This is a genomic window from Aminobacterium sp. UBA4834 (genome assembly GCF_002400205.1).
GTDB lineage: Bacteria > Synergistota > Synergistia > Synergistales > Aminobacteriaceae > Aminobacterium > Aminobacterium mobile.
On sequence record NZ_DHFC01000010.1, the window covers coordinates 1 to 13,364 of the forward strand.

Genomic DNA, 13,364 nt, shown 5'->3' on the forward strand with positions numbered 1-13,364 from the left:
ATTCACAGAGGCATTCAAACTGTAGCAAAAATGGTATTAGCCGGAGAGCTTTCAAAAGAAAGATTCCATGGCAACATTGGAGAAATAATCAACGGCACCAAAACAGCACGAGAAAAAGATGATGAAATTATTTTTTACAACCCTATTGGCATGGGAATTGAAGATCTCATTGTAGCAAAAGAAATTTACGATCGAGCTATACAATCTGGCAAAGGCCAAAAATTAATTTTATGGGAAGAACCATATTGGATTTAGCAAAAGAGTTTCCATTGGCGAGGTAAAAACACGGGGAAGGCAGAGAAGGGTCGCAGGGAAATCCACTCCTTCCCTGCCTTTTTGTAACGTTACAGCCACACACATATAAACTGTTCCCCCTCTATTTAGGAAGCTTTTTTCTTTGCCTTTCATGTAATATGTAATATATTAATAGAAACAGCTATAATAACCAACGCTGGTTAAAGAAACGTCTAGCACAAACCACCCTCATTAAATCAATAATAATTGGCAAAAAAGAAAGGGGACCATTTAATAATGGAGGAACAATACAGCAATTCCCAATACCCTCGACCTGACATTGAAGACGACGAGATCGATCTTCTCGACCTTTTACTTGTGCTCGTAAAAAATAAAGGCCTTATCATTGGCATCACTATTCTTTTTATTTGTGGAACTCTTATTGCGAGTTTTGCAAAGAAGCCTATATACCAAGCGTCAACAACTGTATTCCTATCCCGAGCAGAGCAAACAACCATTGGGAAGGGAACAGAATATATACGTACTGTCTCTACTTTCACACCAGAGCTTATTACCAAACTTTTTTCAACAGGCAGTGTAATAAACAAGACAAAAGCCAGTTTACCCCAAAAAGAAGACACCTCATCTGTGGCTCTTCAGGCATCTTTTGATAATAAAACTCAACTCATTACTCTTACAGCTACAGCCAATGCACCTGATCTTGCCGCTCTAGCTGTGCATTACGCTGTAAACGCAGCCCAATCAAACCTTGATACCCTTATTGAAGACAGAAACTCCGAGGTTTCTCGTCTTGAGAATGCTATTACTCTTGATATAAATGACGTGCAAAAGCGCCTTTCCGAAAAAGAAGAGAATTTAGCACAATACGTTAAAAAAGTGTCACCTAAAAAAGAAGTCGCGCCGTTCTATTCTCTTTCTTCACCTGAAAGTTCCCAAAATGCCGCTGCCCTTTTTGAGCTTCCAGATGGCGGCCTTGAATATCTTCGGCATCTTAGAGAAATTACCCTTCTTGAAGACCAGTATCACGTGCTTCAACAACGTAAAGTTGCTCTTTCTGAACTGAAGCGCCCCGTATCTATAATGGCCCTTGAAGAGGCCATCGTGCCTTCTTCGCCCATAAAGCCGAGGCGATCCCTCATAGTAACCCTCGCTGCGATGCTAGGCCTTTTTGTGGGGGTATTCATTGCTTTCATTCGGGAGTTTATATATAACGCGAAAAAGGATCCGGAAAGAGCCAACAAGATAGCTGCCATACGGAAATCTTTAACATTTAAAAGGTAAAAATTTATATATTGTTTGCTCTTTTTAAATAAATAATAGTAGGTCTTAAAATTAGTAACCGCATCTTTCAAGACCTGGCATCATAAATATTTGAAAGGAACCGTACTTCATGAGCGTATATAAAAATTGCCTCGACCTGATACAAAAAAAACGCCGCACCTGGCTTATCACCGGCGTTGCTGGTTTTATAGGCTCTCATGTGGCCCAAACCCTGCTTCTATATAATCAACGGGTTGTAGGGCTCGATAACTTCTCCACGGGGAAACAAGAGAATATAGAGGAACTAAAATCTGCGATCTCTCCTCAACAAAGAGAGAACTTCACTTTCTTTTCCGGGGACATTCGAGATCGCGAGCTCTGTTCCCATCTCTGTAAAGAAGCAGACGTGATTCTTCATCAGGCCGCCCTTGCTTCTGTGCCCGCCTCAATAGAGCAGCCTCTTACAACCCATGACGTGAACGTCACAGGCTTTCTAAATATATTAGAGGGTGCCCGACAGAACAAAACAAGGGTCGTGTATGCTTCATCAAGTGCCATATATGGCGACAAACCGGGCCTTCCTAAAACCGAAACAATGGCCCTTGCGCCCCTCTCTCCCTACGGCCTCACTAAACTTCAGGACGAAGAGTATGCAGCTCTTTACACAACCCTTTATAATGTTCCCACAGTAGGGCTACGCTACTTTAACGTCTTCGGGCCGCGCCAAGATCCCCATGGCGCTTATGCCGCGGTTATTCCTGCGTGGATAACAGCCCGCCTTACTCAACAACCTGCTCGTATCTATGGAGATGGAGAAAATACTCGCGACTTCTGCTATATTGATAATATCGTTCAAGCTAATTTACTCGCTGCCACAACGGAGAATAAAAAGGCTCTTGGATTATCTTTTAATGTCGCATGTGGGCATCGACTCTCTCTTAACGAGCTTTATGCCATTATTAATGAAATAGTTTCTAGGAAAGCACATATTCCCGCAACCGCTGAGCCGAACTATTTTCCCCGCCGCCCAGGAGATATTCGTCATTCTTACGCTTCTCTTACCCTCTCTGAACGGGAGCTTGGCTATGCGCCCATTGTTGATATAGGCGAAGGGCTTGAGCGAACAGTATTATGGTTTGCACGATTGGGAGATTAGATTATTATGTCTAAAAGTAAACGTATGCTTCTTATAAAACTATGTATTGATATTATGCTTGGCGCCCTTGCCGCCTATAGCGCTTTCGCTCTCCGTATAGGTTTGCCCCTCGGGAAGTATGCGCCACGGGCTTTTACCTACACTTATTTAAGCGTCTTTATCAAAATAGCCATTAACTTTTATTTTAAACTTCACCGTCAATCATGGCGTACTGTCGGCACTCGCGATGCCATGGTTCTTATTAAAGCTACTGTTACCCTCGCTCTTGTTGCTTCTTCTATTTCTTTCTTAGTAGGCGGCGCTTACAATATTCCTCGCAGCATCCCCCTTATCGACGCCCTCGCTTACGCTGTTTTTATGGGGACTAGCCGTTTTGCCTGTCGAACAATGTTCGAAAGAGCTGTAGGCAAAAAAGTTGGGGCTAATAAAAGAAGAACCCTTGTCATTGGTGCTGGAGAAGCTGGAACAATGATTGTTCGAGAAATGTTCCGCCACCCTGAATCAGGCCTTGTTCCTGTAGGTTTTCTTGATGATGACCCCATGAAACGAGATACTCGTTTTTTAGGCCTCGACGTATTTGGCGCCATTAAAGACCTTCCTCATGTGGTTCGCCATCACGGCATTGAAGAGCTTGTTATAGCCATACCATCAGCGGAAGGCGCTACAGTCCGCCGCATTATAGAACTTGCGAAAAAAGTAAACGTTCAATACCGCATCATTCCAGGTATTTACGAAGTTCTGAGCGGGAAAGTTTCTATATCACTGCTTCGCCCTGTAGAAGTGGAAGATCTTCTTCGACGGGAACCTATAAAGCTCGACATCGACTCTATTGCCGGCTACCTTACAGGCAAAACGGTACTTGTAACAGGTGCAGGAGGATCTATTGGCTCTGAAATTTGCCGGCAGGTATGCCACTTTTCTCCAAAGCTTCTTATTCTCCTTGGCCGCGGTGAAAATAGCCTATTTCACATAGAACAAGAGATACAAGAACAGTACCCTGACATTTCGTCGGTTACTATAGTAACCGACGTACGAAACAAGCCTAAAATTGAACATATTTTTGAACAGTACAGGCCAGACGTAGTTTTTCACGCTGCAGCTCATAAACATGTACCAATGATGGAAGCGAACTCTGACGAAGCTATTCTTAACAATGTGGGGGGAACACAGAATTTAGTAAAAAGCGCCTTATGTGTGAATACACGCTATTTTGTCAACATATCGACAGACAAAGCGGTAAACCCTACGTCCATTATGGGAGCTTCTAAACGTGTAGCAGAAATGGTTGTACGGAAAGCCGCCCAAGAAGCTAAAGAGGGGCAACATTTTATCTCTGTACGCTTTGGAAACGTACTTGGCTCCCGAGGCAGCGTGGTCCCCACCTTTAGAGAACAAATTCGCAGAGGCGGCCCTGTAACTGTTACTCATCCTGACATGACACGATACTTCATGACAATTCCGGAAGCGGCACAGCTTGTACTCCAAGCAGGGGGCATGGACAAAAATGGACAGGTTTTCGTTCTTGACATGGGTGAACCTGTGAAAATAGTGGACCTGGCAAAAGACCTTATTCGCCTTTCGGGCTTTGAGCCTGACGAAGATATTGAAATTGTCTATACAGGCATCCGCCCCGGTGAAAAGCTTTACGAAGAACTTCTTACGGCAGAAGAAGGGACAACAGCAACCCACCATAAAAAGATATTTGAGGCAAAAAGCAATGATTTACCGAAAGATATGGAAAGTAAGCTTACACATTTATTTGTGGCAGCTTCAAGTTACAACAGACAAAAGATTATTTCTACTCTAGGAGAGATTGTGCCGCGCTGCAAATTTAAAGAGTGACTCTTTTCTTGAGGAGGTTTTTATTATGCTTTATGCTATTAAGAAAGCAATAGCTGATAACATAGAGGGGATTGCATATCTTCATAAAGATCGATTTCGGGATCATTTTTTGGGGCATTATCCTATATTTATAATAGAGAGATTTTATGAGTCTTTTTTAGACACCTCCTTGTTTTTTGTGGCACTTCAAGAAAACAATGTGGTTGGGTTTGTTATGGGAGGAACCTCGACAGAGCTACAAACATTTAAAAAAAACTTTATCAAGAAAAATCTTTTTAAATGTTTGTTATCTACCATATGCATACCATCAATATATATTGATGCTTTATACCGCGCAAAACAAATGATGAATAGACCCGTAAATAAAAAGGGGCTCCCAACTCCCTCTGCGGCTTCCATTCGTCTTTTATCAATAGCTGTTTCTGAAAATATGCAAGGAACAGGTTTAGCTTCTGTTCTTATAGATACATTTGAACAACATATAATAGAAGGAGTATTCCAATATGGTTTGTCGGTAAAAGATACGAATAAAAGAGCCATTAGTTTTTACAAAAAAATGGGATTTCAATTAGAAAAAGAAATAGATCATAGCCTTTATCTTATAAAAAAATTAGAGAATGGAGTTAAAAGTGAACATTTTACTTATTAATCATTACGCAGGTTCTCCTGAAATGGGGATGGAGTTCCGCCCTTATTACATGGCAAAAGAGTGGTTAAAACTTGGGCATGACGTTACAATTGTGGCAGCCTCTTTCTCACATCTCCGTTCTAAGCAACCTTGCGTCACGTCGCCAGTACAAGAGGAATACATGGACGGAATTCATTATATATGGTTAAAAACGCCTTCATACATTGGTAACGGATTGGGTAGAGTCAAGAATATGCTATGTTTTATAGCAAAACTTTACAAATATCTACCTCAAATAACAAAAAACAAGCATCCTAATGTCATTATAGCGTCATCTACGTATCCTCTGGATATCTTCCCAGCACATCATATAGCTAAACGTTTTGATGCTAAACTTATTTTTGAGGTTCATGACTTATGGCCATTATCCCCAATGGAAATCGGACATATGTCGTCTCTACATCCTTTCATATGGATGATGCAGCGTGGAGAGAATTACGCATGCAAGTATGCAGACAAAATAGTTTCTATTCTTCCCCTTGCAAACCACCATTTAGAAACACGCGGAATGGCCCCTAAAAAATTCGTTCATGTCCCTAATGGAATTAATATAGACGAATGGAAGAACAATGCCGTTGAATTACCGTCAGAACACCATGCATTTTTAAAAGAACATCAAGATTCTTTTCTTGTAGGTTATGCCGGAAGTCATGGTTTGGCTAATGCTTTACATTATTTGGTAAACGCAGCTCCCATGCTTAAAGACAAGAAAATTATAATTGTACTTGTAGGTCAAGGGCCCGAAAAAGGAAACCTTATAAAACAAGCAAAAGAACTAAAAGCCAATAATATATTCTTTTTGCCTCCTATTCCTAAAATATATATTCCTTTATGGTTAAGCAGCCTAGACTGCTTAGTTATGACTGCCATGAGAAGCAAATTATGCCAATATGGCATCTCTTTAAACAAGATTTTTGATTATATGATGTCTGGACAACCTATACTTAACGCTATAGAAGCTGGAAACGACCCTGTAAAGGAAGCCGGGTGCGGCTTGTCTGTTGAAGCTGAAAACCCTGAGGCTATTGCAAAAGGAATTCTAAAAATATATAACATGACGGCAGAAGAACGACACGATATGGGAGAAAAAGGGAAAAAATATGTACTCCAACGTCATACGTACCCCATATTGGCTACTTCTTTTTTACAAGCGATGGAAGAAAGGTGATATCTATGGGAAATAAAGATTTTATACCCTTCGCTCTACCTGATATTGGACAAGATGAAATAGATGAAGTTGTTGATTCATTGCAATCTGGCTGGTTAACAACTGGACCTAAAACCCGACAGTTTGAAAAAGAGTTCGCTCATTATTTAGGTGATAACATCCAAGCTTTAGCTGTAAATTCGGCTACGGCAGGGCTTCATTTAGCCTTGGAAGCTATTGGAATCAAGCCTGGAGATGAAGTTATAACAACAACTTATACATTCACTTCCACAGCCGAAGTAATACGCTACCTAGGGGCTCATCCTGTTTTTGTTGATGTTGACCCTAAAACCTTGAACATTGATGTAAAACGAGTAGAGCATGCCATTACATCTCGTACAAAAGCTATTATCCCTGTTCATATTGCGGGTTTGCCTTGTGATATGGATTCTATCCTTTCCATAGCGCATAAACATAATTTAAAAGTTGTTGAAGACGCAGCTCACGCCTTTCCTGTACATTATCGTGAAAAATATATTGGAACCCTCAGTTCCGATGTTACAGTTTTCAGTTTCTACGCTACAAAAACCATTACTACAGGAGAAGGGGGAATGGTTGTCACCGCCAATCCTGAGATAGCAAAACGTTGCAGTATAATGCGGCTTCATGGAATTGATCGTGATGCCTTTGACCGGTATACTTCTGAAAAACCATCTTGGTACTATGAAATAGTTGCCCCTGGCTTCAAATACAATATGACGGATATAGCCGCTTCTATAGGTATCCACCAGCTTAAAAAGGCCCACGCTTTTAAAGAGAAACGAACTGCTATCGCAAAGCGTTATGCTGAAGCTTTTAAGGATCTTCCTGTTACTCTTCCCGTTATGCCTCAGACAAAGGAAGATCACGCTTGGCATCTGTTTATTCTTAGACTTACAGAAAATGCCCCTCTTTCCCGTAATGAGTTCATCCAAAAGATGTCTGAAGCAGGAATAGGCTGTAGCGTCCACTTCATACCTCTTCACATGCACCCCTATTGGCAAAAAACATATCAATTACGAGAAGAAGACTATCCAATAGCAACTAGAGCGTATAAAGGCGCAGTAAGTCTGCCCATCTATACGAAAATGACGGATAAGGATGTAGATAAGGTGATCAAAACAGTTCGGTCTCTTTTGAAACCATGAAGAGCAAACGTACTTTTGACTTGCTTTTAACAATTCCGGGGCTTATTTTATTAGCTCCAGTTATGTTGAGTATTGCAATCTGGGTCAAGTTAGATTCTAAGGGGCCTATATTTTTCAAACAAAAGAGAGTGGGCTACAAGGAGAGACCATTCTGGGTTTATAAATTTCGCACAATGGTTCCCGACGCAGAGAAAAAAGGATTACAACTTACAACTGCAGAAGACAGCCGAGTTACTCGTTCGGGGAGATTTTTACGGAAATATAAACTTGACGAACTCCCCCAACTTATTAATGTACTCAAAGGAGAAATGAGCCTTGTGGGGCCTCGTCCCGAAGTTTCTCGGTATGTGGAATTTTATCCAGCTTCTATTCGAGACGTTGTATTCTCTACGCCACCTGGCATTACTGATCTAGCTTCAATTGAATTCAAAGATGAAAACACGTTGCTTAAGGAAGCAACGAACCCAGAGGAAACATATATTAAGCAAATACTTCCAATCAAGCTTAATTACTACGTTCAATATGTACAAAATAGGTCAATAAAAGGAGATCTTAGGATTATTATAAAAACTATAACAAGTCTTTTGCGTTAGCAAAGAATAGGAGACATATTTAGAATGAATAAAATCGTTTCCCTCGTTGGGGCGCGTCCCCAGTTCGTAAAAGAAGCTGTTATTGCATCTGAAGTTCATAAAACAAATGCTTGGAATCATATACTGGTTCATTCAGGCCAACATTATGATGCCAATATGTCGGATCTTTTTTTCGAAGAACTGCATATTCCAACTCCTCAGTATTTCTTAGAGGTTGGATCCTCTCGTCATGGGAAACAAACTGCATTGGTACTTGAAAAATTTGAAGACATTCTTCTTCGAGAAAACCCAGACATGGTTATTGTATATGGGGACACAAACACCACTGTAGCTGGAACTTTAGCCGCTGCTAAACTTAAAATTCCTGTAGCTCATATTGAAGCTGGAATGCGTCAGAGCCCTAAAGATATGCCGGAAGAAATTAATCGTGTTGTGACAGACCATTTATCATCTCTTCTTTTTTGTTGTTCTGAACTTTCTCGACAAAACCTTCAAAAAGAAAACATCATAGACGGTGTTTTTATTTCTGGGGACATAATGTATGACCTTTTTCTTCGAATGAAACCATACTTTCTAAAAGATAAAATATTGCAACGTCTTCATCTTCATGAAGGTCAATATACACTTGTAACTCTTCATAGAGATTTCAACGTAGATAATAAAGAAAATCTCGTTTCTATTCTTGAAGGGCTACATTCTTACTCTAAAGCAATGGGGCTAACGATTGTATTCCCTATGCACCCCAGAACACAAAAACGCATAGAAGAATTTAACCTTACCCAATATCTTGACTTTATGAACACTATTGAACCTATTGGTTATTTGGAACTCATGGGCCTACTTGAAGGATGTGTGAATGTAGTAACTGATAGTGGCGGACTTCAAAAAGAAGCATACTATGCCCAAAAACAAGCAGCCGTAATTATGCCCGATACAGGTTGGAAAGAAATTATAGAATCTGGTTGGAATCAGCTTGTACCAGCAAATGTGGCAAAAGAGGTCTTGCCTCAGACGTTAGGGAATAAGTCTGCTGCATACCCAGACAACCTTTATGGTAAGGGAGAAGCTTCAAAATTAATAGTGAAAGCTATAACTTCATCTTTGAAAAACTGAGGTCGTAATTAATGGGAAAAAGAATTTGCCACATTACAACTGTACATCCTGCAAATGATACGCGAATATATATAAAAGAATGTCAGTCATTGAACAAAACAGGCTATGAAGTATTTTTAATAGCGCCAGAAACGCCTATGTCTTTAACAGGCATTCCTGTGAATATAAAATTTATTCCTAAAGAACACAACCGTCTTCTTCGTTTGATACGTGGTCAATGGCACGCCCTAAAAGAAGCTCTCAAACTAAAAGCTTCCCTTTATCATTTTCATGACCCAGAACTTATCTTTATGGGACTCGTACTTAAATTTATGGGGAAAAAGGTCATATATGACGTGCATGAGGATCTTCCTAGACAAATATTGACCAAAGAATGGTTACCAACTTGGAGTCGAAAAATTATTGCCCCCATAACAGAGGTTATTGAATGGGTAGGAACAAAAATTTTTGATGGTGTCATAATCGTTGCGCCCGTACAAAAACATAGATTCCCTTATCATAAAACTATCATGGTGCAGAACTTTCCTATTCGTGAAGAGTTTCTAGAATCAAACTCAAAAAACTACTTCAAACGCCCTCCATATTTTGCTTACATTGGAGGAATAACAGCAATCCGTGGGATTAAAGAAATGGTAAAAGCTTTAGAATACATAGATAATTCGCAGGTAAACCTTATTCTTGCAGGGGAAATTAGCACTGAAAAATTGTTTAAAGAGATAAAGTCCTACCATGGATGGGACAAAGTACAATATGAAGGCTTGGTAAATAGAAATAAAATAGCAGACATACTGGGAAAAGCAAAAGCTGGACTTGTAGTTTTTCATCCTGCACCTAATCATATTGGAGCTCAACCTAATAAATTTTTCGAATATATGTCTGCAGGAATTCCTGTAATAGCTTCAGACTTTCCTTTATGGAGGCATATTATAGAAGAAGCTAAGTGCGGGCTGCTTGTTGATCCTCTCAATCCCGAAAAGATTGCAAAAGCAATGGAATGGATACTCGATCATCCAGAAGAAGCTCAAAAAATGGGGGAAAATGGTTTAAAAGCGATAGAAACAAAGTATAATTGGAATAATGAATGTAGAAAACTCATTCTTTTTTACGAAAAACTACTTCAAAAGGAATGCGCAAGAATAACGGGAATAGCAAAAGAGGGGTCTAAATGGAGATAGAAAAACTTATAACTAAATATACAGGATATAATTCTTTTAAAAATAGGATCGAGCACACTGGATTAATGGATGCTATTTGTCCTAATACTATAAGTTTTCTTTCCAATCCTAAGTTTACCTCTAAATTAGCCCAAAATTCTAATATTGTTGCTATTTTAGTCAGCCTGGAAGATGCGCAAAGAATAGATATTGAAATAGAAAAAATTATTACAGAGAACCCTAAAAGTGTCTTTTTCGATATCCATAATGAATTTTATAAATTGAATATACTACGTCAGGTGACTAAAATAGATCCCGATGCTAGTGTAGCTTCCTCAGCTTATGTTTCCCCTTATAACGTAATTATAGGATCAGGAGTAATTATACATCCCCACGCCACCATATTAGATGGCGTGTCCATTAAAAAAGGCACAATAATAGGGCCTGGAGCCGTTATTGGAACTCATGGTTTCCATTGTTATGACGATATCAATGGAAACAAAAAGAAAGTTTACCATGACGGGAAAGTCATTATAGGAGAAAATGTAGAGATCGGGTCTAACGTGTCAATAGATAAAGGACTGATGGGACGTGATACCATCATCGGTGATCATACTAAAATAGACAACTTAGTACATATAGCTCATAGAGTTCATATTGGATGCTCTTGTCTAGTAGCCGCGGGAGCCATTATATCTGGCTCTGTAACAACAGGAAACGATATCTGGATAGGTCCTGGAGCTATCATTTCTAACAGGGTTACTCTAGGAAATAATGCCCAAGTATTGATAGGATCAGTAGTAGTGAGGAACGTAGAAGACAAAGGCAGAGTATCAGGCAATTTCGCAATGGACCATTTTAAGCGAATACTTGAACGCTAGAAAACTCATTCCAATATGTAAACGAGTAATAAAATTTAAAAACAAAAATAAGGATGATTTGAATGCCTAGTATTTCTCAAATTTCATATTATTTACCCCAAAATATTTTAACAAATGAACAACTAGAAAAGGAATATGATTCATGGTCTGCAAATAAAATCTATCGCAAAACAGGTATAGAGAAACGCCACATTGCTAACAAAGAAAAAACATCAGAGATGGCTATAAAAGCAATTGAAACTCTCTTTAATTCAAGTCAAGATATTGTTAAAAATGGCATTGACTTCCTTCTTCTCTGTACGCAAAGCCCTGACTATTTCTTGCCCACAACAGCTTGTCTAGTACAACAAAGATTGGGTTTACCCCAAACGATAGGGGCCTTAGATTTTAATCTTGGATGTTCTGGATATATTTATGGGTTACTTTTAGCCTCATCCTTAATTCAATCGAATCAAGCCTGTAATGTGCTGCTTCTCACATCAGAAAAGTACTGCCGTTATATTCATCCTCAAGATAAAAGTACCCGCACTATTTTTGGCGATGGAGCAACAGCTACCCTTATTTCAGTAAACAAAGGGTTCGCTACTTTAGACGCTTTCGATTGGGGAACGGATGGCTCTGGCGCTAAGAATCTTATTGTTCCAGCCGGTGGAGATGCACTGCCTTGTTCCGTTGAAACAGCTAAAGAACAAATTGATGAAAGTGGAAATATCCGTTCCCTCGACAATATCTATATGAATGGACCCGAGATTTTTACTTTTACATTAAACACCGTACCCCTTACAATAGAACGAGTTTTAGCAAAAGCATCGTTAGCAATGGAAGATATAGACTTTTTTGTTTTCCACCAAGCTAACAAGTTTATGCTTGAGACTCTCCGCATAAAGCTGAATATTCCTGAAGAAAAATTTATTATCGATATGAAAGATTATGGGAATACTGTATCTAGCACAATTCCTATTGCTCTGGGAAATGCCCGGAGAAAAAAGCTTTTTCACAACGGAGCCAAAATTCTTCTAGCTGGATTCGGTGTTGGATATTCGTGGGGATCTGCCATATTAACATGGAAGGAGTAATAAAATATGACATTGGAACAAAAAATAGCATTACTTGCCGAAACTATCGAAACTGACTCCAAAAATCTAATTCTTGCCCGCTCCCTTGACTCTTTAGATGAATGGGATTCACTCGCTTTAATTTCTTTGATTGGTATGTTCAGCAAATCTTTTGGACGAAATATCCCTGTCGAAACATTGAAAGAATTCAAGACAGTTCAGGATATAGTCAATGAAATGCATGAATAACTTTAAAAATCCTTTTTCTCTCGAAAATAAAAAAATACTCGTAACCGGTGCCTCTTCAGGAATAGGACAAGCTACAGCTATATGGATTAGTCGCATGGGAGGGCAAGTAGCTCTTCTTGCACGGTCTAAAGAAAAGCTTGAAAAGACACTCTCCCTGCTTGAAGGGAGTAATCATCGAATCATTTCCCTTGATTTGCTCTCTCAAGAAAATGAAATAGAAAAAACGATCGATAGCCTTGTTCAGGAATGGGGGCCTTTAAATGGGATGGTTTATAGCGCTGGCTTAACGATCACTCAACCATTAAACCGACTCCGGGCAGAAAAAGATTATAACGACATCTTTAACGTAAATTACAGAGGTTTCCTATTCTTATCTCGAATTTGTTGTAAAAAAAAGAATCACACAAACAATACAAGTATAGTTGCTATTTCTTCTATTACAGCTCTAAAGGGGAAAAAGGGATTAACATTATATGCTAGCTCAAAAGCAGCCCTTGCATCTTCAGTTCGCTGCCTCGCACTAGAATATGCAGCTATAGGAATACGTTTTAATTGCATATGTCCAGGTTGGGTAAATACTCCAATGTTAGAAAACACTCGAGAAATGCTAGGAAAAGAGTTATTTAAACAAAATATGATAGCCCCGCACCCGCTAGGTCTTGGCACTCCAGATGATATTGCGTATGCTACTATCTACTTACTTTCAGATGCAAGTAGATGGGTTACGGGATCAAGTTTAATTATTGATGGTGGATATTCTTGTTAATATTTGAGGCGAATAAAA

The 13,364-nt window shown here is 39.4% G+C and carries 13 protein-coding genes and 1 pseudogene; all 14 read left to right on the top strand.

Going from position 1 to position 13,364, the window contains the following annotated elements:
• Positions 1–255, top strand: a pseudogene (locus tag B3L97_RS03990) (ornithine cyclodeaminase); the annotation flags it as partial.
• Positions 256–531: 276 nt separating this feature from the next.
• Positions 532–1,536, top strand: a complete 1,005-nt coding sequence (locus B3L97_RS03995; protein ID WP_286934235.1) for a Wzz/FepE/Etk N-terminal domain-containing protein — start codon at positions 532–534, stop codon at positions 1,534–1,536.
• 109 nt (positions 1,537–1,645) lie between these two features.
• Positions 1,646–2,671: an SDR family oxidoreductase gene (locus B3L97_RS04000; protein WP_286934237.1), complete on the top strand. Its 1,026-nt coding sequence runs from the start codon at positions 1,646–1,648 to the stop codon at positions 2,669–2,671.
• Between the two features lie 6 nt (positions 2,672–2,677).
• Positions 2,678–4,513, top strand: coding sequence for a polysaccharide biosynthesis protein (locus B3L97_RS04005; RefSeq protein ID WP_286934238.1), 1,836 nt, complete (start codon positions 2,678–2,680; stop codon positions 4,511–4,513).
• Between the two features lie 25 nt (positions 4,514–4,538).
• Entirely contained in the window at positions 4,539–5,162 is a 624-nt protein-coding gene (locus tag B3L97_RS04010) for a GNAT family N-acetyltransferase (protein ID WP_286934240.1), read from the top strand.
• A complete protein-coding gene (locus tag B3L97_RS04015) occupies positions 5,143–6,369 on the top strand; it encodes a glycosyltransferase family 4 protein (RefSeq protein WP_286934242.1) in 1,227 nt (408 codons plus the stop codon). The genes B3L97_RS04010 and B3L97_RS04015 overlap by 20 nt, the downstream gene beginning before the upstream one ends.
• A 5-nt stretch (positions 6,370–6,374) precedes the next feature.
• Positions 6,375–7,535: a DegT/DnrJ/EryC1/StrS family aminotransferase gene (locus B3L97_RS04020; RefSeq protein ID WP_286934244.1), complete on the top strand. Its 1,161-nt coding sequence runs from the start codon at positions 6,375–6,377 to the stop codon at positions 7,533–7,535.
• Positions 7,532–8,128 carry a sugar transferase gene (locus B3L97_RS04025; RefSeq protein ID WP_286934246.1) on the top strand — a complete coding sequence of 199 codons (597 nt, stop codon included), beginning with the start codon at positions 7,532–7,534 and terminating at the stop codon, positions 8,126–8,128. The genes B3L97_RS04020 and B3L97_RS04025 overlap by 4 nt, the downstream gene beginning before the upstream one ends.
• Before the next feature lie 24 nt (positions 8,129–8,152).
• Positions 8,153–9,241, top strand: a complete 1,089-nt coding sequence (gene wecB / locus B3L97_RS04030) for a non-hydrolyzing UDP-N-acetylglucosamine 2-epimerase (RefSeq protein ID WP_286934248.1) — start codon at positions 8,153–8,155, stop codon at positions 9,239–9,241.
• An 11-nt stretch (positions 9,242–9,252) separates the two neighbouring features.
• A complete protein-coding gene (locus tag B3L97_RS04035; protein WP_286934250.1) occupies positions 9,253–10,416 on the top strand; it encodes a glycosyltransferase family 4 protein in 1,164 nt (387 codons plus the stop codon).
• Positions 10,407–11,276 (top strand): LpxD N-terminal domain-containing protein, encoded by an 870-nt coding sequence (locus B3L97_RS04040; RefSeq protein ID WP_286934253.1) that lies wholly within the window; start codon positions 10,407–10,409, stop codon positions 11,274–11,276. The genes B3L97_RS04035 and B3L97_RS04040 overlap by 10 nt, the downstream gene beginning before the upstream one ends.
• A 62-nt stretch (positions 11,277–11,338) precedes the next feature.
• A complete protein-coding gene (locus B3L97_RS04045) occupies positions 11,339–12,352 on the top strand; it encodes a 3-oxoacyl-ACP synthase III family protein (protein WP_286934255.1) in 1,014 nt (337 codons plus the stop codon).
• A 6-nt stretch (positions 12,353–12,358) separates the two neighbouring features.
• Positions 12,359–12,580 carry an acyl carrier protein gene (locus B3L97_RS04050; protein WP_286934257.1) on the top strand — a complete coding sequence of 74 codons (222 nt, stop codon included), beginning with the start codon at positions 12,359–12,361 and terminating at the stop codon, positions 12,578–12,580.
• Positions 12,564–13,346 carry an SDR family NAD(P)-dependent oxidoreductase gene (locus tag B3L97_RS04055; protein ID WP_286934259.1) on the top strand — a complete coding sequence of 261 codons (783 nt, stop codon included), beginning with the start codon at positions 12,564–12,566 and terminating at the stop codon, positions 13,344–13,346. The genes B3L97_RS04050 and B3L97_RS04055 overlap by 17 nt, the downstream gene beginning before the upstream one ends.
• Positions 13,347–13,364: the final 18 nt, after the last annotated feature.

Coding starts and splice junctions, on each gene's coding strand:
- B3L97_RS03995 (WP_286934235.1), top strand. CDS start 532: ATGGAGGAACAATACAGCAATTCCCAATACCCTCGACCTGACATTGAA.
- B3L97_RS04000 (WP_286934237.1), top strand. CDS start 1,646: ATGAGCGTATATAAAAATTGCCTCGACCTGATACAAAAAAAACGCCGC.
- B3L97_RS04005 (WP_286934238.1), top strand. CDS start 2,678: ATGTCTAAAAGTAAACGTATGCTTCTTATAAAACTATGTATTGATATT.
- B3L97_RS04010 (WP_286934240.1), top strand. CDS start 4,539: ATGCTTTATGCTATTAAGAAAGCAATAGCTGATAACATAGAGGGGATT.
- B3L97_RS04020 (WP_286934244.1), top strand. CDS start 6,375: ATGGGAAATAAAGATTTTATACCCTTCGCTCTACCTGATATTGGACAA.
- B3L97_RS04025 (WP_286934246.1), top strand. CDS start 7,532: ATGAAGAGCAAACGTACTTTTGACTTGCTTTTAACAATTCCGGGGCTT.
- wecB (WP_286934248.1), top strand. CDS start 8,153: ATGAATAAAATCGTTTCCCTCGTTGGGGCGCGTCCCCAGTTCGTAAAA.
- B3L97_RS04035 (WP_286934250.1), top strand. CDS start 9,253: ATGGGAAAAAGAATTTGCCACATTACAACTGTACATCCTGCAAATGAT.
- B3L97_RS04040 (WP_286934253.1), top strand. CDS start 10,407: ATGGAGATAGAAAAACTTATAACTAAATATACAGGATATAATTCTTTT.
- B3L97_RS04045 (WP_286934255.1), top strand. CDS start 11,339: ATGCCTAGTATTTCTCAAATTTCATATTATTTACCCCAAAATATTTTA.
- B3L97_RS04050 (WP_286934257.1), top strand. CDS start 12,359: ATGACATTGGAACAAAAAATAGCATTACTTGCCGAAACTATCGAAACT.
- B3L97_RS04055 (WP_286934259.1), top strand. CDS start 12,564: ATGAAATGCATGAATAACTTTAAAAATCCTTTTTCTCTCGAAAATAAA.